We start from the raw sequence: 23,281 nt of genomic DNA on the forward strand, positions 1-23,281 counted from the left end.
TTTATTACAGATGCAATTTTATGCATCAATAACCTAATTTTCTCTTTTAATTAGGTTATTTGATTCTAATGGGCAGGAATTAGCTTGTTATATTTACAGATCAAATTGCATTTTACCAATACAGCGATTGCAGTATGTTTGTCCTTTTAAGGAAACTTTAGTTTTTGGCATGACGTTTTCAGAATATATTTTTTCGCCCATGATAGTATGAAAAGCATTAAATTAACATGTATATTCCTTATTTTTTTTACAGTCATCTTAGCATCATTTGTCGAGTTGAAGAATACACAATTTCCGGATTCACAATACGCCCAGTATTCCTATGAAAGTTTTGCTAAGCTACCAGCTGCCAATGAAGAAATTGATATAGCTGCTATAGATTATGATTTGCTCAATGCTTCCATCTTTTATGCTACTAATAAACAAAGAAAAAAGTTTAACAAACCGGTTTTCACCTTCTATCCCCTATTGCGGGATGCAGCCGTTGTACAATCTTCCCAAATGGTTAAGTTTAATTTCTTTGATCATGTGAATGAGAAAAACGCAAAACTTAAAACTCTAAAAGATAGACTGGAAAGTGTGGGAGGTTCTGGCAACTATGTTGCCGCAGGAGAGAATATTTCTGAGTATTTCTTAATGGACTATCAGCCAAAAGAATATTTCCGGGTTGAAAAAGTAGGCAACAGAAATGTTTATTATAATAGTAAGACTAATAAACAAATTAAACCTCATACGTATCGTACCTTTGGAGAAGCAATAGTTGAAGATTGGATGACTTCCCCTGGCCATCGAGCAAATATCCTGGATGACCGGTTTACGCATCTTGGTTGTGGCACATTATATAGTACCAAGCCCAATGAATTTCCAAAAGCTAAAGCCACGCAGGTTTTTGGTAAACTAAGACCGAGCAAGTAAAAACAACAAAGGGCCGTAAACTCACGGCCCTTTGTTGTTTTTACTTCATCTTCGTATGTTATATCACTACGTTGACAATTTTCTTTGGCACAACAATAATTTTCTTAGGTGCTTTACCATCCAGCCATTTTTGGACCTGCTCAGAAGATAAAACGGTCTTTTCAATATCTGAAGGCGTTGTATCCAAAGAGAAAGACATTTTAGCCCGTAATTTTCCATTCACTGAAATTGGATATTCAAACACATCTTCCACCAGATATTCGGCATTAAAGGCCGGATAGGCGGCTTTAAAAATGCTTTCATTCTGACCAAGTATATGCCATAATTCTTCTGCTATATGAGGAGCATACGGCGCAAGTACGATTACCAGATCTTGTAAGATGGATCTTTTATTGCATTTTAGTGCCGAAAGTTCATTCACACAGATCATAAAGGTACTTACAGAGGTATTAAATGAAAACCGGTTAATGTCTTCCTCCACTTTTTTTATGGTTTTGTGCAGAGACTTAAGCTCTTCTTTCGTAGGTAAATCATCGGATAATTTAATATTACCTGCTTCATCATGGAACAAACGCCACAACTTTTTCAGAAAATTATGCACTCCGCTAATGCCATTCGTATTCCAGGGTTTAGATTGCTCCAGCGGCCCTAAAAACATTTCATATAACCGCAAGGTATCTGCACCATATTTTTCCACCACATCATCAGGGTTTACCACATTGCCAAACCGTTTCGACATTTTTTCTACTTCAGCTCCGCATATGTATTTCCCATCTTCCAGCAAGAAAGTAGCTTCTGCAAAATCCGGCCGCTGTTTCCGTAAAGCATCTATGTCTAAAATATCATTTTCAACAATATTTACATCTACATGCAAGGGGGTTACCGGTGTAGAGCGAATTAGATTTTTGGAAACGAATAATGAACCGATAGCTATCTTTTCTTCGAAAGCAGGACTTGCGATTTTACCTTGCAACGCATCTTTAATTTTCTCTACAACACTATCCGTGTGAAGAATCGCTTCTTCATGCGACACAAGCAACATGTGATAATTGCTTTGTTTTAAGTATTGATTATTAGCTTCATAAAACTCTTTCAGCAATTTATGAGGCTTTATTTCTATCACCAGTCTTTTAGCAACAGACAAGAAATCGAATTTATGTTTACCATCGGAACATTTCTGGGTAAACTCCTCCCCTAGCTGTTTGTCCTTGATTTTTTCCCAAATCAATTCCTCCGCATACCCTTCCAGATCATTTAACCGGTAAACGAAATTGGAACGGCCTTGTATCATGCCCTGATTAATGAGTTTTTTGAAAGGTTCCTGAACGGTTACATAGCCCAGGTCATAGAGGAATTTAGTCCAGAAACGTGAATACAACAAATGCCCGGTGGCATGTTCAGACCCTCCAATATATAAATCTACATTTTCCCAATAAGCCTGTGCTTCTTTGCTACAAAATGCATCCGGGTTGTGAGCATCCATATACCGGAAAAAATACCAGCTTGAACCCGCCCATCCTGGCATTGTACTCAGTTCGTATTCGTACCTGCCTTGATACTTCCAGTTAGCTGCACGTCCTAAAGGGGGTTCACCCGTTTCAGTGGGTAAATAGGCATCTATTTCAGGCAATACTAAAGGAAGGTCTTGTTCACTGATCAGATAGGGCATGTGAGTGGCTTCATCACCTGTAACCGGCTTAAAATATACAGGTACAGGTTCTCCCCAATACCGCTGGCGGCTGAAAATGGCATCCCGCATCCGGTAATTGATCTTGCCTTTGCCTACGCCTATTTCTTCCAGTTTTTTTATGGCAGCAGGCAGCGCTTCGTATACTGGCAATCCGTTCAAGAAATCTGAATTAATCATCGTGCCTGCTTTGGGATCAAAATTCTCAGACAAAATATCACTGTGCTCGCCTTCCATTACCGGAATAATGGGAAGATGGAAATGTGTAGCAAACCGATAATCGCGTTCATCGTTGGAAGGTACGCCCATGACGGCTCCTGTTCCATAACCGGCTAACACATAATCTGCCGTCCATATAGGAATCTGTACTTGGTTAATTGGATTAACTGCATAGGCTCCTGTAAACACGCCAGATACTCTTTTTACATCTGTCATACGATCGCGTTCTGATCGGTTGCGGGCCTCGTTTACATATGTATCAACAATGGATTTTTGTTCAGGCGTAGTTAATGCAGCCACTAGATCTGACTCTGGGGCAATTACTAAAAAGCTTACTCCAAAAATAGTATCAGGCCTGGTAGTGAATACTTTGATAGAAATATCATGGTTTACAACAGTAAAATCTACTTCTGCTCCAAGCGATTTGCCAATCCAGTTGCGTTGCATTTCTTTTAATGGATCCGGCCAGTCAATCTCATCTAACCCCTGCAACAATCGCTCTGCATAGGCAGAAATTCGCATACTCCATTGTTGCATTTTTTTTCGTACCACCGGATATCCCCCTCTTTCCGAAAGACCATCTTTCACTTCTTCATTTGCCAACACGGTACCTAGCTGCGGACACCAGTTTACAACAGTATCAGCTAAATAAGTCAGGCGGTATTTCAGCAGAACTTCTAATTTTTGTATTTCAGAGTAGGAATGCCATTCTACAGATGTAAATGAATGAGTATCTTCATCACATACCGCATTTACATCTGTATTGCCCGATTTTTCAAATGTCTTGATTAATATCTCTATTGATTCTGCTTTATCCAAATCCTTATTGTACCAGTAATTAAACAAGTGCATAAAGATCCATTGGGTCCATTTGTAGTAATCCGGAGATGAAGTACGTACTTCTTTACTCCAATCGTAAGCAAATCCAATATTTTTTAACTGCGCTATATACCGGCTAATGTTTTGCTCTGTTGTGATGGCAGGGTGTTGTCCCGTCTGAATAGCATATTGTTCTGCTGGCAGGCCGAAAGAATCGAATCCCATTGGGTGAAGTACATTATAACCGGCAAGCCATTTGTAGCGGGCTACAATATCGGATGCTATGTAACCAAGTGGATGCCCCACATGTAAGCCTGCTCCGGATGGGTACGGAAACATATCCAACACGTAATATTTTGGTTTATCAGGTATAACCTCTGCCTGATATACCTTTGTTTCTTCCCAAAATTGCTGCCATTTTTTCTCGATTTCTCTGAAATTGTACTGACCCATACGAAGCTATTTTTCTCTTATACTGGATGATGAATGCTGTAGAATAAACCTAATAATTCTGCAAAGGTAATAAATTTGTGGTATTGTTTGACCACCTATTCATATCCCAAATGAGCAATAGATTCTACCGGTTGCCCTGAGTAAGTTTGGCCCATTATATTACCCTCATCGATTTCAGATAGCTGGTATTCTTGGAATAATTGTTAACTCCGGCCACTTAGTGGACAGCAAATCGGCTAGCAGACTCAGGCCAAAAAGTTCGCTCCGCTTATGTCCGACCGCTACTATGCTCATGCTTGTAGCCAAGGCTGCACGTCTAGCAGGTTCTCTGAATTGGCCGGTACAATATAGTTCTACCCCTTGGTTGGCTGCATTTTCTATCAATTGTGCGGTCATGGCGCCAACAAAAGCTACCTTGTGTATAGTCTTTCCGGTGAGTTGAAAGGAACTTTCTAAACCTTGAAATAACTCATCAAGAATTTTGCAAAAGGCTGCATCCATTTGTACAGGGATAGTGCCAGACATTCCTACCGGTCTCCCCTCCTTTGTACCTAATACCTTTATGTCCGTCAGTTTTAGCCTGTTGGCAAGAATTCTATTAAACCCTACTGTTAATTGTTCATCGAAAGGTAAATGCGAGGAAAAGAATGTGATATCATCAGGAACAGGATATGTAGCTAATTTCCAAGGCCTATGCAAAAACACGGCATCCATTGCTTCTTGTTTAATCCATTCTGCCAGATATGAATCTGGCTCCAATGCTAAGCCTAGCCGTTTGATTGGCCTTGGGGATTCTTTCCATATAGCAGGTATTTCCTCTGGATACAAATGCCTGGAGAGCACACTATCCAGGAAGGTAGCAATTTCTATACAAGTGAGCATATGGGAATTTAACCATGAAATAAGATCTTCAACTATTTTAAGAATAGCATTAGCGGTCTATTTGTTTTTATTTTTTTGATTTGTAAGTTTGTAAACCTTATAAATACCTAGGTATTTCTATCCTCAGGCCACGTGGTGAAACTGGTAGACACGCCATCTTGAGGGGGTGGTGCCTTCACTGGCATGGGAGTTCGAGTCTCCCCGTGGTCACATAAATTAGCTTAAAAAGCCTTTAATTTAAACAATTAGGGGCTTTTTTCTTAATAGGGCAAGTTATAGGGCAAGTGTATAGACTTTCATTTAAACAACCTTAAATTAATCAAGTATGCAAGAAGACTCAAGACATGATTTGATTAGGAATTATAACAAAGAAATTATTAAGATCTATCAAGAGGAGAATCTTAATAATTTAGCTGGTCTTCAAGGCAATTTTGAATTAAATGGAAGAGATATTTTGTCATGGTACTTCGATACAATTAGAAAAGGTCAAATAAAATTCAATGATTTTGATTTTAACAAACTATTTGATGATCTGTTATTTTGTTCTGATGAAATTATTTATACTGTAGCACATCTCTTTCTTTATAGACCTTATATAAATAATCCATTAACTACCGGATCTTTTTTTTATGGAAATGAAGTTTTCGCTAACTATCAAAATCTTGAAGGAAAAAGGTACGATATGTACTTAGATATAGTTTCTCAACAATTTTATAATTATTGGGATAGAATAGGTGATCTATTAGCTGTTTATTTTCCAAACATATTCCTGAAAAAGAAAATATATTTTTCCACTACTATTGAAAGCATTCCAAGTCTTTTCCATGGTTCTGAAAATTACAAATGGTTGAAGGAATTTGCAGATAACCAATACAAAGCCTTAAATAGAATACGCAAAGACATAGTTCACTATGTCACTTCAAGCACCAATTTTAAATGGACTCACTTGCAACATGCACATGATAGATCCGAAATGGAAAATTGGTTTAATAACCGTATAGGATTAGCTGACTTTTATAAAAAGCATAATGTGTATACTTTAGAAGGATTTGAGAAAACAATATTGCTTATTGAGGAAATTACAGCTCTTAAAAGATATTCCTGATTTACCTCAATCCAACACTTGAGTATCAAACTATAGTTAATTGAGTTGGTTTCATTTTTTTTTACATCTTTACAAGAAACCGAATCAAGGTACATGAAATGGCTAAAAATGCACCCCTCAGAATATCATTCGGTCATACAGTTACAGTACTTTTTTTCTTGATGGATTTAGCAGAATAAATAATACCTAGGGATTATTAAATTCTTCACAACAAAGCAATATACCTTTCCTTTAGTCTTCCATTTCGTTAATTTCTTTTCCTGTTTGAAATAACTCATCTAGTAATACGGCTCTTTTCTGAGCAGACAAATACTGCCCTTCGCAGTAGTCATTAAGAATGGTTGCGCATTGATTGTACTTCTTTTTAAGTTTAACCAATGTCCGGCCATCGGTAGCCAGTATTTCTCTAAGCGGGACAAACTGTTTCATAACAAGCAAAAATGACTAATTTCTGAACACTGCCTCAGTCAGAAATAATTAGAAAATAATTTTACACCTTGCCATACTTACGATTCAGATATTAATCCAGTTTTTTTTAACCTCAAAAACATGCATATTTTTATTACCTCGTTTAATGAGAGCATTATTAAGCTTTCATTTAGAATATAACCTCCTGTTTTTAAAGTATTTTGACTCTAGTAACAATACAAGATCATCTTACAGTAAAAATGGGAAAGCTTAGTTTTACAGAAGATACTGAACAGAGCAAAATCAGTTCTCAGTGAATTCATTGAATGACCTACTGTCAAAAGCATTGATAGTTCGTGTTTCAGGTATTTAACCTGATTCAGGATACCATAATTTTTAATGTTCTCAGGTAGTGTTACAACTTTGCTGCTTATTGGATCTAATGATATGGAATGGAATACTATACACCCTTCAAATTATCATCCAATCATTCAAGTAATCATAGGCATCGTTGCCATAAGTCTGGCTATGTGGTTACATCAGTGGGTATGGGAAAAGAAAACGGAATACTGGAGAGGATACAAGTATAAGAAAATTAAAAAGCGCAGAATACCCAAATAAAAAATCTATTTACCCTTTGAGTTTTGTATATACAAAAGTGTATCTGCTATAAAAAATGTTCTTTTACCCACCTGATTATCTTAAAATTACTTTTTCCGTATTTCCGCTATTAAGAAGTAACTCTTAGATCTTATTATTATGATCCTAATCTTACTTCTGACATTCGTAGGCATGTTTATTTTAGGGGTGTATGAATTGAAAAAAAACCTTAGCGACGTCAAATCCTTTGTGGAAAAGACAAACCAAATTCCTACACATGGAATTCAAAAAGATGTTCAAAAGAATAGGTATAGTGAAAATGTCTCTCCAAAAAATAAAATCAAACTGAAGAAACGTAAAGAGATAAGCTCACCAAGAATGCTACATAAGCATAATCAATAACGCATCCTCAGGTTAGCTTTATTTTGGATGCTTCTCTTACTAAGGCTTTCGACTATGCCTGTAGCATTCTGCTAGCCGTCAAGTTTTTCTACTGTGAAGCCTGCATTTTTAATCCTGTCCTTAATTTCCTTATAATTCAGATTACTTCCAGTTACGGTTAATAGATGATCTTCTTTCAGGATATCTACGTGCCAGTATTGAATATTGTCGTCATCATCTAAAAGTTGGCGGATTTTAGCTACCGAATCACTGCTATCTATATTACTCTTAAAAGTTACCGTTTCCATATCCAATTCTTTATACCCCACATACGAGACTTCAACAACCATGTTTCATTACATGCACGTTTGTTTGGAAAAAACAAATTCAGCAGATGAAACAATTGATCAATCGACCCATCAGAAGCAATCAACTTCTATACTAATCAAAATTTCAACTTACCTCTGGTAGAAATAGCGAATAAATAAGAAAAACATTACATCCTATGCACTCAGTTGAATACTTCTCTTTAGGCTATGTCTTATTAGGAATCGCTTTTTTACTGTTTGGCAGGAAAACAGAAAACCAGTTCTCATCTAATCAGAAAAAAAATAGTTAAGCACACCAACAAAGGGTATACTATTTCCTGTATGAGCCGGCATACTGTTTATGATGTTTGTAAAGTATGGCATTTTTTGGCTTCCGGCATCCAACACCTCCATGTTCATTTACTGTAATACAGGAACTCAGCCAAATACTAATACAAAAAATGATTACACAGATTAGTTTATTCATGGTGATTTGTGACATGGGATTATGTGTATACAATTTAAAATACTTCCTTTAATTTAATCAATGGAAACTGTAGGATGTAATTCCTATACCTTTACTTCTAAACAAGCTTAATCCGGTAGACTTTATCAATAGAACCTAAACAATTACTTCATATTTTATTTTCACTGCATTTTAATTTACTGGCTGTAGGAAATTTCAGGTTAGTTCATAAAATTTTAACAAAAATGAACCCTACAAAGTTTTTTAGAACAGATACCTGGTCAATAAATAAATTTTTAAGTTACTTATTTTGGGTAATATTATTCGGGCTGATGTAGTTCTATCCACTGGTGTTTTATTGGAATTTACCCTTTTTTACAGCAATCATCCTTAATGAAAGTAATTTTTTTAGCTTTTTACAAATCATGGGTGTATCCCATAATAGAATCCATACTGGAGTGTCTCAAAAAGATTTCTCCGCTAAAAGCTCATCAACTATGTATTTTCTTTTGTGGATATAATTCAGGTAATATTGTTTGCATATAACAATTTCACCTAATTCTTCCCTCTATTACCTTTGTAATGTAGACTTTTTCTTCATGAATAAGTTTTGGTTTAGGTTTAGGTTTAAAAGGTAAAGAAAGGATGTGATGCATCCTTTTTTTATTTCTATATATTGCTTCTAATTGATAATTTATCCCTCATATCATCACTTCCTCTCGCTTCGATTCTTTCAGGTTTTAGAAGCATGTTTATCCTAGTTCCCTGTTCAAATTTCCTACTGAAGAGAATTCTGTTTTTATCTAGTAAAAATCAATTCACTTTGATCAGGTTAAACAATTTAGGATAAAATTAGTAATACTATTAATACCAAGTAAGATTAATCTTAGTTAGCCAACGTTGGTATGGGTTTAGGTTCAACTTATAATCAATACAGTATGTATAAATGATAGGATACTACAAGCATAATACGGGCATAGTATGGTATTTTTGATAATTTCCTATCCATTGCATCCAAGTTGTATATATAGGACTTTATTTAGTTATAAGTGTACAGTAGTGATAGGATGAGATACGCATTGCTTTTTCCATCCCATAAAAACGTTGGCATAGGAAAGTCGCTTGGATGGAAATTAACGTTTTGCATACTTTTAATGAAGGGTAAAAATGAAAAGGATACGTGTACACCTAATTTTAACCATTTTGATAGCTATGAGCATGCATTCTTTTGCTCAAGAGTTAGATAAAGAATGGTTTAGTGGGAAAATTTATTTAGTAAATGGCGGGATGATTGAAGGGTTATTGCAGGTTGATTTGCAAAAAGACTTTATCCTTGTGAAAAAAGCTAACCGGTTACAAACATTTAATGCTCAACAAGTGGAGTACGTTGACTACGTAGATCATGTGGAGAGCCGCATTCGCTCGTATTATTCGTTAATTCATCGAGTGAAGCACCGGGAGAAACATATGTTTTTTGAGTTGTTAAAGCAGGGTGATGTATCATTACTCTCCAGAGAAAAATACGTAACAGACTATGGAAATTTAAACAGATCGTTCTATTCTTCAAGCCGTTCCAGAAATGAACCGGTACCTAAGGAAGAATATTATATCCTTGATAAAAATAATAGACTACAGCTATTCACCGGTGAAAAAAATCAATTGCTGACTATAATGCAAGACAACCACAAAGCCATGGAAAAATTCATCAGCTCGGAAAAACTACAAATGGATAGGCGTGTGGACTTACTAAAAATATTCTATTACTACCACCATTTAAAAGAGCTTCAGGTCAAGGAAGCAGATTCAGAAGAATCTTAACTGTACTTTCTAAATAGGTTAATTATTAATCTCAAGAATTCCTTGGTCCTCTTACCTTCATTAAGAGAACCAAGGAATTTGTTTTTTATGCAACTAATGACGGCGCAGAATGAGTTACTTTCATTGCCAGTTTTTTACCTCCAATGGTTGTTATAATCTCTTCTGCTACCTTTTTTCCTGTTTCGGCTGCTCCGTTCATATACCCCTGAAAGTTAATGCTGCAATGTTCTCCTGCAAAAAATAACCCGTCTACAGGTTTTCGTTCAGCGCCTGCAATAGTAGTATATTGCCCTACTTTATAACAAGCATAACTAGCCTGGGTGTATGGTTGGCTTGGCCAATGCATCCGGGCAACTAAAGATGGTTTAAAACTATCCTTCATACCTGGCCAAATAGTATTCAGGTGAGGTAAATAAGCAACCGCTTGTGTTAATGAAGTACCCTGGCCTAAGTCTACGCCTGCTTTTCCTCCTAAATAAACGGTGTATCCGCCGCTTGTTCCTTGTTGTAGTTGAGTATTATCCCAACCGGTTTGCACGCCATTATCTGTAAATAAATACCCGGTATATCCTTTTGTACGCCAGATTTTTGTATGAAATCCAAGCATCAATTTAGCATTTGTGCCATACCCCAGATTGTTAATGGCATTTAGTTTCCAGCCGGGTAACGGCACATGTATTTTCACGTTCCGTAACATAGTAAAAGGCAAGGTAAGGACAACCATATTGGCAAACACGTCGGCGGTGGCGCCATTTGAGCTCTCAAAACTTAACTTATAGCCTTTTTCGTGAGAAGTGATAGCTACAAGTTTACGGTCAACGATTACCTGGTTTTGTACTTGTTTATAGAGAGCATCTGTAAGTTGAGAATTGCCACCTTTGATCTTATACCGCTCATCGCTATCACCAAAAATATCAAATCCCCCTTTAGAGGTATCCGGTGAAAAAAGCCAAAGAAAATTGATACAACTTTGCTCATGCACTTCTAATCCATATTCCGTCAAATAGGCTACTTCCAATAATTTTCTGATCCATCCATGCATACCTATATAATCAAAGTACGCTGCAATTGACATTTGGTCATAAAATGTGGCCTTGCCAGGATTGTTATAGGTAATGACACTCGGCAAAGAATTGATATCAGCCGCGATTTTTACGGCATATGGGGCAAATGCTTCAATCACTTGTTTCACTGAATAATGCTGCCCGTTAAAAAAATAATCGTCTTTAATTAGAGTTAGCTCACTTGGTGCAAACATATCAAGCAATGTGAGACCAAATTCTTTGACCAGGGTTAACATGTCTTTATGCCCACTATCAATAAATTCTCCTCCCAGCTCTGTTGTATACCCCAGCCCCATAATATTATTTGCTGTATAAATCCGCCCACCTGTACGGGCACTGGCTTCATATACAGTTGATGTCAGCCCAGCTTTTTTCAACTGATATGCACAATTTAGTCCTGCTATGCCTCCACCGACTATAGCAATACTAGGACCGGCCGCTTTTCTTGCACGGGCATCTTCCTTTGCCGGGACAATGGGAATCACCTTTTCTTTTTGGCAAGCAGCCAATACCGAACCGGCTCCGGTAATAATACCTGCCTGTCCAAGCATACGCAGAAAATAGCGGCGGCTATAGAGACTTTTGTCCTCAAGTATCTGGCTTATCTCATCTGCTGGCAAAGAACCAGAAACCGTAGATAACAGAGCTGTTCTAAAGGCTTTTTGTAATGAACGAAGCAAGGGAGTCCGGGCACTCCGCATAGCAAATGCAAAGGGAAGTTTAGATTTCATGATAGGGAGTTAAATTTGGATTGTTTTCGTATGAAATATACAAAACTTCAGAATTCTACATCCACCGGGTAGTGTAAAAAATTTGTGTCGCTGATAAAAAATTCACCCTCATCTACTAGTATGCCTATATTATCTATGTACATATTATGAATGTAGTACATGAGTAACATCACAAACATTGGTAACCCATTGTGGTAAGTATTACTACTTAATCTACTGGCTTTAGATTTTGCTTGAGTTGTTCTTGTAATTGGTATAATGCTGCTAATTCTTCAATTAGTTCTGCTTCCGTATTCTGGTAGATGGTTTTTGTTTCCAGGCATGAAGCGGTTTCTATAAAATATTGAGTATCGGCTATTTTGCGTTCCAAAATCACTATTTGATCACTTAACCTGGCCAATGTAATTTGCTTTGTCATGTTCTACGGACTTTAAAATAACATAACTTTTTATAGGGAACTTAATGTATTTCATTGCATGAAAAAAGCAACATTTTTTGCAATTAAGAATAGAATGATTAATTGCGATAAAGCATTCATTTAGTGTTAATAGCCTTTTTCACTGACAGAAATACCGATATGTGGTAAGCCAACCACTAACTTAATTCCTTAAACAGTACATGATTGCTGTAATTCTACTTGTAGAATATGTATTCTTATCTTTTTACCAAATGTGATTGTGCCGTATTCACCGTAAATCAAAACAATAAACATAATGGCTAACACTAACGCAACAGTAAAAAAAGCTAGTACTCCAGCTAAAAAAGTAGAACATCCTGCAGCTAAGCCAAAAGCTACTCCTGCTAAACCTGCTAAGAAGTAGTACAACCTTCATCTTTTTATGAAAAAGCCGGCCTCAAAAGCCGGCTTTTTTCATTAGTACTTGGTTAACCTAGTATTTCTTAACAACACTTTCATAAAATGGCTGATATAATTTACTAGGTCAATCCGTTTTGTAATCCAGGTGACTAGTTGTACTGGCAGGGATAGCAAGCAAAGGGATAGACGACTGGAAAGCAAGTTTACGGGTATTACTTTTATTCAAGGCAATATCCCAAAAGTCGTGTTGCTGCGGAAGCATTACCAGCAGATCAGGGGTATAATCCGTTATCGCTTGTTTGATGCCTGCAGCTATGTCTTTATGCGTATAAAATACATATTCTCGGCTACAATTGGGTAACAGATTTTCTAATTCAGCAGTCAAACTCTCAGCAGGCGAAGTCTTTTCTAGCGAAGACTCAGCTATATGGAGCAATTGAACATGCCCTTGATAAGCTTGCGCTAGTTGACCTATCAAGGCAAGCGATTTAATTTTGTGCAATTGTAGATCAGTAGCTACCAAAATTTTAGATAAGGGAGAATACGGTCTATTTTCTGGCACGACAATTACCGGAAAGGCTGCTTCATTAATCACTGATGAGGTTGTGCTCCCAAATAGCCATTGATCAAGTTTACTTAGTTCCCGCATACCCATTACCACCAGGCTTGCCTTAGTCTGGTAAAAAGTTGTTAATAAAAAATCGGAGGCTGGCATTGGTCCGGTTATATGGGTAACTTCTATACCATAATTTTTAATTATTTCATCGGCTAGTTTTCTCAATCTGGCTATATTCTCCGCTTTTAACTCATTTTCTCCCGGAAGTTCCTTTGGTACCTCCATATGGGTAACCATCATGTAATACGCATGGCATAGGACTAGCCTGGCTTTTAAATGCCTGGCTAAGTTAGCAGCATAGGCTATTGCATTTGTAGCTGCGGCTGAATAGTCTGTAGCAACAAGTATTGTTTCCATAGTATAGTGATTATAAGTCTTTACTTAGCGCTAGTTGAATTTACAGAAATAATTGATAGATTGAAATGCGCTTACTAGTTTTAATCTGTAGTTATTATGGCTCCAAGAATAGAAATCACCTATTGTACCCAATGCAGATGGCTTCTCCGGGCTGCCTGGATGGCACAGGAATTACTGACAACTTTTGAAAAAGAAATTGGTGAAGTTGCTTTAATCCCGGCAACTGGTGGAAAATTAGACATCCGGGTAGACGGCAACCTTATTTTCTCCCGGAAAGACGAAGGAAGATTTCCTGAGATGAAAGAATTAAAACAGCTTATCCGGGATCGCATTGCTCCGGACAAACTTCTTGGGCATAGTGACAGAAAAGACTGATAGTTATCCTATAAATAAAGCTCCCCATAGAAGCAGGTATTATTTGAAAATACAAAACTCTATCCTTTCACTTAGCAGGATAGAGTTTTATAAGTATGTGTTCAGGTTAATTAACTAACGAGGCTCAGGAGACTGTTGTACTTGTTCTACCTCTTGTTTGTTGGCATCCCGTTCTTTGGCTTCCGCTTTTGCCCTTCTTCTGAAATATCCCCGGAAAAGGAAATTATGTTGCAGGGCTTCCATATTCTCATCGAGTTTTTCTGAGCCTGTTTGAAGGTTTTCCATAGTTTTTTTCACATTCGTTGCCAGCTCCTGGTCATTCATCAAGGCTCCCAGAGTATTGTTACTTGAATTAAGCTGGCTACTTACTTCTTTAAAATTGTTTGCCATTTCTGCAGCCGAATTAGCTGTTTGTTGCAACTGAGATACAGAAGATTTTAGGTTACTAAAAACCACCGTATCTGTAAGTAATTCATTTGCCAAACCACCCTCCGTGTTGAATTTTGCAGATAAGCGGGCTAAATCTTTAGAAACTTTCACTGAGTTGGAAGAAGCATTTTGTAAACTGGCCAGAATCGTTTTAAAATTATCTGCCAGAGTAGTATCTGTAAGAATTGCTCCTGCCATTCCTTCTCCATTTGCCAGCTTTGTGCTCAGCACTTTCATATTATTGGTAATATCTACCAGATTTTTGTTGTTCTCCTGCAGGGTAGTCATTAAATCATCTGTACTCAGGGCTGTGGCTGTAACCAGACGATCACCATTTTGAACTTCAGGCGCTTGTTCTGTGCCACCAAATATCTCAATCAATTTGCTGCCTATTAAACTTTCAGCCCCAATGCGTGCTTTGGAATTTTTACGGATATATTTTTGTGCATCCTGCTCAATGTTCATGATAATTTGCACCTGTGAGTCGCCATAAAATTTCATCTCTTTAACTGTGCCAATTTTCACGCCGGAAAACCAAACATTATTCCCTACCCGTAAGCCCGCCACATTGTCGAATACGGCATTCACCCGGATGGTTTTTTCAAATCTTTTCTGCTGTCCACCGAGTATGAAAACCCCGGCTACAAATATTACAATACCCAGAAATACAAATATTCCTACGGTTACTTTCCGTTTATTATCAGTTGTGCTCATTTAATCTATAAAGTTATAATCGTAAAATGACTTTACCCGTTCATCCAGAGAACTAAACACTTCATCGAAGGTTCCCTGGTATTGAAATTGACCATCCAATAACATAACTATCCGGTCGCCTGTTGCTTTTGCACAGGTAAGGTCGTGTGTAATGATAATGGAAGATGTATTGAATTTTACCTGAACTTCGTTAATCAGGTTATTTATGTCCATACTCGTGATCGGATCGAGTCCGGCTGTTGGTTCATCATACAGCATAATATCCGGGTTCAGAATTAAGGTTCTGGCTATCCCAATCCGTTTGCGTTGACCGCCAGATAACTGTGAGGGCATTTGATTTATCGTCTGTGATAAGCCAACAGCTTCCAGCACAGTACGTACCCGTTCATCGACTTCTTGCTGACTTAGATTTTCCACATGTCTGACCAGCGGAAACTCTAAGTTTTCCCCTACCGTCATGCTATCATACAAGGCACTGTTCTGAAAAGAGAACCCAATCTTCAGCCGGAGTGCATCCAGTTCTCTGGGCGATATATGATTCATTTCTTTGCCCAGTACGTTCACACTTCCGGAATCTGGTTTTAATAACCCAGCAATTATTTTTATAAGCACCGATTTACCAGTACCCGAACGGCCCAACACCACCAGGTTTTCTCCTTGGAACAATTGCATATCTACCCCACGCAGAACATGAAAATCATCAAAAGACTTACGCAATCCCTTTATGGAAATTACACATTTTGTTCTGTCAATATTAGGAGACTGGTGTTTCATTGTTTACTCTTTTCAACTGAATAGTTTATTCGATAATGTATGCTAAACTTATAACTCAATCAGAACAGCTATTTGTTACCCTGCCCGTAAGGCATTGATAATTTGTAAAGCCAATAACTCTTCAATAAATACAAGAAACATGGAAGTAACTACCGAAGCATTAGCCGCTTTGCCTACCCCCTCGGTTCCTTTCGAAGCATTATACCCCTTGTAACAGCCTACCATGCCAATCGTAAATCCGAACAATATTGATTTGATTAAAGAAGAAAATATATCCAGAAAAGAGGTAGCATCAAAAACCTGTTGAAAGTAACTAGTAAAACTAGTCAGTTCATTTGCATGAATGTTTACAAAGCCTCCCATAAGGGCAACAAAGATGGTATAACACATAAGTGTAGGAATCATTAGTGTGGTGGCAATTACCCGTGTCACGACTAAGTAATTAAAGGGGTTAATGGCCGAAACTTCCATGGCATCTATCTGCTCAGTAACTTTCATCGAACTAATTTCAGCGCCAATGTTAGACCCTACTCTACCGGCTGTAATCAAAGCGGTAACCAAAGGAGCCAATGCCCGCACGATTGCCACAGATATTAAAGCAGGCAATAAGGCCGTGGCGCCAAGTTCTGAAAGTGAGGGACGCGATTGGTTGGTGAACACTATACCCATAATAAAACCGGTTAAGGATATTAAGGGGAGTGAACGGTACCCTATCTCATAGCATTGCCGGATAATTTCCTTGAATTCATAGGGCGGCACAAATACTTCCTTAAAAAATCTAAGTAAAAAAGAATATATATTATACAAGTCGATAAATATCGTATCCAATTTTCTGGATAACACATGTTTACGTGTACTTGATGCCTCTTCCTTTTTATTATTAGAAATCATTTGCCGTAAAATAGGGGCTTTTGTGCCGGTTTAGGTTTACTATTCAATAATTTATATACTCCGATATTATACTCGCATGCGTAATAAATGTTTCAACGGTATTTGCGCTGAAACAGACAATATTTATCCGGCAATAAAAGAGTTTCAATGGTTAAAATCTACTTTCTTTCAAATAAATTCTCCGGCTGTTCAATTAACCTGTATTGATATAAGCTAATGCAAGCACCATTGCCAGTCTTAAAGTTGTACGTCGGGCGTGGTTCATCCAGGGATATATAATTAATCTATTAAAAAAGAGACTCTTATAGAGAAATTTTGTCAATTAGTCGAAATGTTAGCTGGAATTACAGAAGATGCGTTAACTTAGATTAAGTTAAAAGTTTGAACATATTATAAAGGGCCTTTCCACTGGGAAGGCTTTTTATTTTCAACGAAACTTCAACTTTAAAAAACACAGGTATAAAACAAAAGCCTGGTGAGTAACCAGGCTTTGTTATATCATAGCTGTTTGTAAAGATCCAAATACGGAGCTACTTCCTTTTCAAAAGAGAAGTAACGGGCATTTATTTTCCTTTACAACGGAAAGAACAGGATTAGTGTTTCCCATTCAGCTTACTTTTTAAAAAACTGCTTTCCTCTGTGCTTGTACCGTTGCTAAATGTTTAACAATTTTACAGTTGGTGAACAGTTTACATCATATTTGTTTTACATTTCGTACAGACTTAATTTTAATCGCATGTTAGAACCTAATTCAATAGATAAAGTACTGGATACTCAGCAAAAAAAGCTCGCATTTTTTCAAAACCTGTTATTGATCGCTGCAGCCGATGGCAGACTGGATGCCAACGAAAGTGATTTTATTTTGCTGATTGGCAACAAACTCGGGCTTTCCAGCAAAGATGTAATGCCACTGGCAGATAATTTAAGCTTGTTGAGTTTTATTATTCCTGAATCAGGCCTGCAAAAAACACTTGAGTTGCAAACCCTTGTTCAGTTAATGGTGCAAGATGGACAAGTACATGATAAAGAATATGTACTTTGCCTGGAATATGCACACAGGATTGGCTACACAAAAGACATTCTCGACAACATGATCGGACAGTTCTCAGACGATACTTCAAATCAGTAAATACATGGTGCACTAAGCAAAAAACTTATCTCTTAGCTGAAATAAGTTTTTTGCTTATACCCATATTTGGCCCCATCCCTTATTTACTTCTTCCTCTTTTTATCTGAAGTTTAAACTTATTCTCAGCCTCTCTTTCGGTATGCGGACGGGGAGGTAGTTTTCCTATTTTTTTCTTCAACAAATCAATGGCTTCATGCAATGCTTCTTTTTGAGTGAACCTGAAATCTCCTTTCACTTTTCTGCTATACACATAGTCTTTCAACCATTCCAGGTAGTCCTCACCCATTACCAGCGTAGTGCGGATATCTGCACTCGTTGAGGCAAGGGTTGCACTATCGGGTTCGCCATTTTTTCGGGTATTATCTGTCTGTGGTTCTTCGGTGCGTTTAATCAGGGTGCTTATGCCTCCTTTGAAATCTTTTTTAGCCATACATTTGAAGTAGAGTAATACACTTAATTTTAGTCAGAATAGTAAAAAGTATACAATATAAGTAATGTTACCAGTATTTACTAATGTTACCTATATTCAGTTGGTTACTTTTGTTTCCGGGTTTTCCTATGTTTTTTAATTATCTCAGTAACTAAGGCCATATAGTCTTCTGCACCCTTGCTTCGGGCAGAATAATCGTAGATATGCCGCTGAGAGATGGGTGCTTCCGCCAGGGATACATTTTCTCGGATAATAGATTTGAACACCTCCTGAGGAAATTGATCTTTTACTCCTTCTAAAATATTCCGGTTCAATACCCGGCGGCTATCAAATTGGGTTAAAAAAATACCGCCTATTTTTAACCCAGGATTAAGTTCTGACCTGATCAATTCCATTATTTCCATCATTTTACTCAATCCGGATAAAGCTAAATATTCTGCCTGAAGAGGAATAAAAATTTCGTCGGAGGCTGTAAATGCATTAATGGTAAGTATACCCAGAGAAGGCGGACAATCGATCAGAATATAGTCATACTTATCTTTATGGGGGGTTAATAATTTTTTTAAGACAGATTCTCTGGCAATTTTACTGGCCAGTTCAGATTCTATAGCGGCCAGATCAATTGAAGAAGGCACTACATCTACAGTAGCAGGAACAACCGGAAGCTGATCCCCCTTCATCGCATGATAGATCGTTTTGCCGGCATTCTGAACACCTAATGACTGGGTTAAATTAGCCTGTGGATCGAGGTCTATTAATAAAACTTTTTTTCCTTCATTTTTTAAACCAACACCAATATTAATGGCACTTGTGGTTTTTCCTACGCCTCCTTTGTGGTTTGAAATGGAAATGATCATACGGTTTTTAGGATTTACAAATAATGGGTTTCAGATAATGGAAGTTAATCGTTTAAGGTAAGGTTACAACTAATGTTACTTGGATTATTAAGGTTCATAAGACTACGCTGATAACGATATATTACCAGGTTACAAGTATAATAATTTTATCAGCCAAAAAGGGAGTAACGAATTAGTAAATAATCTTACGTTTTAAAAAAATTCGCATAAATCACAGCCTCTCAGATACTTGTAGAGTATGTTTTTTATATGTAGTTTTATTTACATTCAATTATTGCTGCTTCTCCGGTAAATTTTATTTTATGAAAAACCTTCTCTATTCTCTGATTAGCAAATGTATTGGATTATTAATCTTAACATTTGTAGCTTTTGTCTGGGTATTATATGCATGGAAGCAGCTTGTAAACCGTGTTTTTTCTAAACGAACGAAGCCCCAAGTCACGATCAGCAAGCAACAGCAAGTAGACATTAAGGTAAAGCAACCTATGGTGCTGACAAAAGAGGAAAATCTGTCTCAGGAACAAAAAAATATGCTGTAAAAAGAGGAAAATACTTACATTTATTTGCACTCCTATCTCTTACTTTTCTGATAACACCCTACAAAAGCTTTCCTGCCGAAAGCTTTTATTTTTTCCTTTTGATTTCATTTACCTAACCCAAAAAAGTAAAGAGTAATTATCTCAACCAGCCATAAACGGTTCCCATACAGCAGGCTACTAGCATGTTCTTATTTTGCTATTTTCATCTGAGAAGTATAATTGTCACAAGATATAATCGATTTATTCATTTCAACAAGATAACCTTCAATTGCCAAGTGAAGGAAATATTTGCTTGCCCCCAGATGTATTTTATCCGGAGATTTTTCTATATTGTCTTTTTAACACGGCCATTTTTTTACTCATAGTTAATTTTATCAATGGAGCCTCTGCACAACAAACCCAGCCAATTATCCAGAAGAGATTTTATCAAGAATTCCGCCTTATCAGCAGCCGGCTTTTTAATTGTTCCCAGGCATGTGTTGGGGGGTAAGGGTTATATTGCCCCTAGTGATAAAGTAACGATTGGCATCATCGGAGCTGGAGGGAAAGGAAAAGAAAACACAGCTGCCCTGATGAAGTTGAATGATGTTCAGGTAGCCGCCATTGCCGATCCTGCGCCTTACTGGAATCTTCAGCGGTTTTACTATAAAACAGAAGCAGGACGGGGTCCTGTAAAAAAAATGATTGAAGACCAGAATAAAGCGCAATCTTCTTCAGTGAAACTTACCGAATATGAAGATTTCCGTACTATGCTCGATAAGCAGAAAGACCTGGATGCCGTGGTATGTTCCACTCCAGATCACACCCATGCTTATGTAACCTTACTAGCTTTGCGGGCTGGCAAACATGTTTATTGTGAGAAACCATTGACACATAATATATGGGAAGCCCGAAAAGTGCAGCAACTTGCTAGGGAAACTAAGCTAGCTACACAGATGGGGAATAATGGGCATAGCACGGAAGGCATTCGCCAAACAGTTGAATATTTACGGGCAGGTGCAATAGGTAAAGTGCAGGAGATCCACTGCTGGGTACCTGCTACCAGATGGAGTCCACAGTTGAAGGGCGTACCCACCGATAGTACACCTTTACCCAAAGGACTGAACTGGGATTTGTGGTTGGGACCCAGAGAGCCCCGGCCCTTTCATGAAACGTATGCACCGGTAACCTGGCGTGACTATTGGACCTTTGGTTGTGGAGCCTTAGGTGATTTTGGATGCCACGATATGGATGCTGCAACCTGGGCATTCGACCTGCAAGCACCTGAAAGTGTAGAAATTCTTCCGGCCGGTTTTAGTGATGAAAATATAATACCGTATGGTGAAATTGGTTTTTATCAGTTTCCAGCCCGCGGCAACCAACCCGCAATTAAGCTAACCTGGTACTCTGGAGGCTTACGCCCGCAATCTCCGGAAATACTTCCCGGGAATGTTTCTTTACCCAGAAGAGGAACAATGTTTGTCGGAGAAAAAGGCGTTCTGGTGAACGATGGCGGAGAACGTATGCCCAAACTATATCCTGAAAGTTTACAAACTTCTTTTACTCCTCCCAGCCCTTCACTACCCCGGTCTAACGGCCATTACCGGGATTGGGTAGATGCTATTAAAGGTGGGCAAGCCGCCAGCTCTAATTTTGAGTATGGAGCCAGACTCACTGAAATTACCTTACTTGGCGTACTTTCTTTACGGCTTGGTGGAAAAAAAATACTGTGGGATAGTGAAACGATGAAAGTAACAGGTATGCCAGAAGCAGATGAATATATTCAGGAACCAGTACGCAAAGGGTGGGAAATGGTGTAGCAATTTTAGCGATAGTCAACAGCGAACTACACAACGCTACCTGACCTAGAGTTCTTAATTCGTCACTATTTCTTGTAGTTTCATCACTTTTATTATATTCCCTACTTGCTTTAAATTATCATTGTGTACTTAATCCTATACAATGAAAGACCTGATAAAAAAGCCGGAATCGTTGAGTAAACTCGAATTCTGGGCTGCCACCACGATATATGTATTTTCTGTATTTTTATTGATTACACCCGCCGTAAACAACGAACATTCGGTGGTTTTTACACCCAATAAACCGTTGTTTGATGAGGCAAACATCTATTTCAATTATTATAAAAACTATTTTATTCCCCAGCTCATCCAGTATACAACCTTTTACCTGGCATTCATGGCTTTAAATTTTTCGATTATGCCCATGTTTCTTAGTAAAAAAGAATTAGCAAAAAATATTCTCTTTGTTGTTTTCGTATTTTTGATTTGCAGCATCATCCTGGGAACTACGGATACCTACCTGAAAAATTATCTTTTTGCCCAATACGAAACCGAACAGGATACCTATGTAGCTTTGTTTCAGCAAAATTTTTTGTATACGTTCTGGCTGCTGCTGCTTTTTGGGTTTTATACATTTATTAAATACACCGGAGTTTATCTTCTGGCACATTCCGAAGCCATCCAGTCACAATACAAAATTATTACACAGGATGCCCTGGCCGCTTTTGTGCTTTGGATGGTAAGCATGTTCCTGTTGATGATCGGCGATGCAGAAGTTGAATTTATCATAACCTGGGGAATACTTATTCCCTTAGCTATCTTGCTCTATTGCTACTCGATTTATTCTCTTATACCCTCCTCCCTTACCGCCAAAAAACCTTTTGTAAGCTATGTCAAAAAGAGCATATTTGCCTTGATTCTTAGTTTAATCCCGGTATTTTTATCGGCTTTACTATTAACTAAAAGCCTTGATGGAGCACTTATAATTAGTCTTATTAATATTCCATTCCAACTTCTAATTACGGTTCCTTTTTCGTGGTATTTGTTTAAGCGGCAGATGAAAGGCAAGGAAGATGTGTATGTATTACAAAAAGAACTCGGCCAGTCTAATGCTAATTTTGATTTTCTCCGCTCGCAGATTAATCCTCACTTTCTGTTCAATGCATTAAATACCATTTATGGTACGGCTATTCAGGAAAAAGCGGAAAGGACTTGCGAAGGCATTGAAAAACTCGGTGATATGATGCGTTTTATGCTTCAGGAAAATATGCAGGAAAAGATATCATTGTCACGGGAGGTAGATTATTTAAACAACTATATCAGCCTTCAGAAATTACGTACAGATCCTAATCCGATAGTTAAAATTGATTCCAGAATTGAGCCGCAAGGCAACGGCGTACAGATTCCGCCTATGTTACTTATTCCGTTTGTCGAGAATGCGTTTAAACACGGAATCAGTTTCCGGGAGCCATCACACATTAAAATAAGCCTGGAAGTAAGAGAGCATACCTTGTATTTTGATGTTAATAATAGCAAGCATCTGAAGCAGGAAAACGACCCGGAAAAAACGAAAAACGGAATTGGGCTGAGCAATGTAAAGCAACGGCTTCAGTTGCTGTATCCTGCCAAACACGACCTGATCATTCATGAAACGGGAAAAGAGTTTTTTGTACACCTCACCATGCAGCTTTCCTAAGTTGTGTATTTTTTATCAAATGT

At 37.7% G+C, this 23,281-nt stretch carries 21 protein-coding genes and 1 tRNA gene; 9 read left to right on the forward strand and 13 right to left on the reverse strand.

Annotation, left to right across the window (positions count from 1 at the left end):
• Positions 1-276: 276 nt before the first annotated feature.
• Positions 277-915, forward strand: coding sequence for a CAP domain-containing protein (locus Q0590_RS21780; protein WP_302039726.1), 639 nt, complete (start codon positions 277-279; stop codon positions 913-915).
• 58 nt (positions 916-973) lie between these two features.
• Here the strand turns inward: Q0590_RS21780 and Q0590_RS21785 are convergent, their stop codons facing one another.
• Positions 974-4,093 carry a class I tRNA ligase family protein gene (locus tag Q0590_RS21785; RefSeq protein ID WP_302039727.1) on the reverse strand — a complete coding sequence of 1,040 codons (3,120 nt, stop codon included), beginning with the start codon at positions 4,091-4,093 and terminating at the stop codon, positions 974-976.
• Between the two features lie 174 nt (positions 4,094-4,267).
• Entirely contained in the window at positions 4,268-4,975 is a 708-nt protein-coding gene (locus tag Q0590_RS21790; protein ID WP_302039728.1) for a Nif3-like dinuclear metal center hexameric protein, read from the reverse strand.
• Between the two features lie 126 nt (positions 4,976-5,101).
• On the opposite strand from Q0590_RS21790, the gene Q0590_RS21795 reads away from it, so the two are divergent.
• Positions 5,102-5,185, forward strand: a tRNA-Leu gene (locus Q0590_RS21795).
• Between the two features lie 115 nt (positions 5,186-5,300).
• Positions 5,301-6,080, forward strand: coding sequence for a Cthe_2314 family HEPN domain-containing protein (locus Q0590_RS21800; RefSeq protein WP_302039729.1), 780 nt, complete (start codon positions 5,301-5,303; stop codon positions 6,078-6,080).
• Positions 6,081-6,311: 231 nt separating this feature from the next.
• Here Q0590_RS21800 and Q0590_RS21805 read toward each other — a convergent pair whose 3' ends face one another.
• The gene (locus tag Q0590_RS21805) at positions 6,312-6,509 is read right to left on the reverse strand and encodes a hypothetical protein (protein WP_302039730.1); all 198 of its coding nucleotides are present in this window, start codon (positions 6,507-6,509) and stop codon (positions 6,312-6,314) included.
• Positions 6,510-7,561: 1,052 nt separating this feature from the next.
• Positions 7,562-7,819 carry a hypothetical protein gene (locus Q0590_RS21810; RefSeq protein ID WP_302039731.1) on the reverse strand — a complete coding sequence of 86 codons (258 nt, stop codon included), beginning with the start codon at positions 7,817-7,819 and terminating at the stop codon, positions 7,562-7,564.
• Positions 7,820-9,455: 1,636 nt separating this feature from the next.
• Between Q0590_RS21810 and Q0590_RS21815 the strand changes: the two genes are divergently transcribed.
• A complete protein-coding gene (locus Q0590_RS21815; RefSeq protein WP_302039732.1) occupies positions 9,456-10,061 on the forward strand; it encodes a hypothetical protein in 606 nt (201 codons plus the stop codon).
• Between the two features lie 85 nt (positions 10,062-10,146).
• On the opposite strand, the gene Q0590_RS21820 is transcribed toward Q0590_RS21815, so the two are convergent.
• The 4 genes from Q0590_RS21820 to Q0590_RS21835 all read right to left on the reverse strand — a co-directional run bounded on the left by Q0590_RS21820 (position 10,147) and on the right by Q0590_RS21835 (position 13,646).
• Positions 10,147-11,856 carry a flavin monoamine oxidase family protein gene (locus tag Q0590_RS21820; RefSeq protein ID WP_302039733.1) on the reverse strand — a complete coding sequence of 570 codons (1,710 nt, stop codon included), beginning with the start codon at positions 11,854-11,856 and terminating at the stop codon, positions 10,147-10,149.
• A gap of 208 nt (positions 11,857-12,064) precedes the next feature.
• Complete coding sequence (locus Q0590_RS21825; RefSeq protein WP_302039734.1) at positions 12,065-12,274, reverse strand: hypothetical protein; 210 nt, start codon at positions 12,272-12,274, stop codon at positions 12,065-12,067.
• Positions 12,275-12,463: 189 nt separating this feature from the next.
• On the reverse strand, positions 12,464-12,682 hold the full coding sequence (locus tag Q0590_RS21830; RefSeq protein ID WP_302039735.1) for a hypothetical protein: 219 nt from the start codon (positions 12,680-12,682) through the stop codon (positions 12,464-12,466).
• Positions 12,683-12,797: 115 nt separating this feature from the next.
• Positions 12,798-13,646 carry a universal stress protein gene (locus Q0590_RS21835; protein WP_302039736.1) on the reverse strand — a complete coding sequence of 283 codons (849 nt, stop codon included), beginning with the start codon at positions 13,644-13,646 and terminating at the stop codon, positions 12,798-12,800.
• Positions 13,647-13,742: 96 nt separating this feature from the next.
• Here Q0590_RS21835 and Q0590_RS21840 point away from each other — a divergent pair, with 96 nt between their 5' ends.
• Entirely contained in the window at positions 13,743-14,021 is a 279-nt protein-coding gene (locus tag Q0590_RS21840) for an Rdx family protein (RefSeq protein ID WP_302039737.1), read from the forward strand.
• A 114-nt stretch (positions 14,022-14,135) separates the two neighbouring features.
• Here Q0590_RS21840 and Q0590_RS21845 read toward each other — a convergent pair whose 3' ends face one another.
• The 3 genes from Q0590_RS21845 to Q0590_RS21855 all read right to left on the reverse strand — a co-directional run bounded on the left by Q0590_RS21845 (position 14,136) and on the right by Q0590_RS21855 (position 16,829).
• Entirely contained in the window at positions 14,136-15,164 is a 1,029-nt protein-coding gene (locus Q0590_RS21845) for an MlaD family protein (protein ID WP_302039738.1), read from the reverse strand.
• Positions 15,165-15,938 carry an ABC transporter ATP-binding protein gene (locus tag Q0590_RS21850; RefSeq protein WP_302039739.1) on the reverse strand — a complete coding sequence of 258 codons (774 nt, stop codon included), beginning with the start codon at positions 15,936-15,938 and terminating at the stop codon, positions 15,165-15,167. It abuts the gene before it with no gap.
• A gap of 75 nt (positions 15,939-16,013) precedes the next feature.
• The gene (locus Q0590_RS21855; protein WP_302039740.1) at positions 16,014-16,829 is read right to left on the reverse strand and encodes an MlaE family ABC transporter permease; all 816 of its coding nucleotides are present in this window, start codon (positions 16,827-16,829) and stop codon (positions 16,014-16,016) included.
• A 736-nt stretch (positions 16,830-17,565) separates the two neighbouring features.
• Between Q0590_RS21855 and Q0590_RS21860 the strand changes: the two genes are divergently transcribed.
• Positions 17,566-17,958 (forward strand): TerB family tellurite resistance protein, encoded by a 393-nt coding sequence (locus Q0590_RS21860; protein ID WP_302039741.1) that lies wholly within the window; start codon positions 17,566-17,568, stop codon positions 17,956-17,958.
• A 79-nt stretch (positions 17,959-18,037) separates the two neighbouring features.
• Here the strand turns inward: Q0590_RS21860 and Q0590_RS21865 are convergent, their stop codons facing one another.
• Both Q0590_RS21865 and Q0590_RS21870 read right to left on the reverse strand, forming a co-directional pair.
• Positions 18,038-18,388, reverse strand: a complete 351-nt coding sequence (locus Q0590_RS21865; RefSeq protein WP_302039742.1) for a hypothetical protein — start codon at positions 18,386-18,388, stop codon at positions 18,038-18,040.
• A gap of 104 nt (positions 18,389-18,492) precedes the next feature.
• On the reverse strand, positions 18,493-19,245 hold the full coding sequence (locus tag Q0590_RS21870) for a ParA family protein (RefSeq protein WP_302039743.1): 753 nt from the start codon (positions 19,243-19,245) through the stop codon (positions 18,493-18,495).
• A 302-nt stretch (positions 19,246-19,547) separates the two neighbouring features.
• Between Q0590_RS21870 and Q0590_RS21875 the strand changes: the two genes are divergently transcribed.
• The 3 genes from Q0590_RS21875 to Q0590_RS21885 all read left to right on the forward strand — a co-directional run bounded on the left by Q0590_RS21875 (position 19,548) and on the right by Q0590_RS21885 (position 23,258).
• Entirely contained in the window at positions 19,548-19,784 is a 237-nt protein-coding gene (locus Q0590_RS21875) for a hypothetical protein (RefSeq protein ID WP_302039744.1), read from the forward strand.
• Positions 19,785-20,161: 377 nt separating this feature from the next.
• Positions 20,162-21,583 (forward strand): Gfo/Idh/MocA family protein, encoded by a 1,422-nt coding sequence (locus Q0590_RS21880; RefSeq protein WP_302039745.1) that lies wholly within the window; start codon positions 20,162-20,164, stop codon positions 21,581-21,583.
• Between the two features lie 142 nt (positions 21,584-21,725).
• On the forward strand, positions 21,726-23,258 hold the full coding sequence (locus Q0590_RS21885) for a sensor histidine kinase (RefSeq protein WP_302039746.1): 1,533 nt from the start codon (positions 21,726-21,728) through the stop codon (positions 23,256-23,258).
• Positions 23,259-23,281 lie beyond the last annotated feature (23 nt).

This window comes from Rhodocytophaga aerolata (genome assembly GCF_030503435.1).
Classification (GTDB): domain Bacteria; phylum Bacteroidota; class Bacteroidia; order Cytophagales; family 172606-1; genus Rhodocytophaga; species Rhodocytophaga aerolata.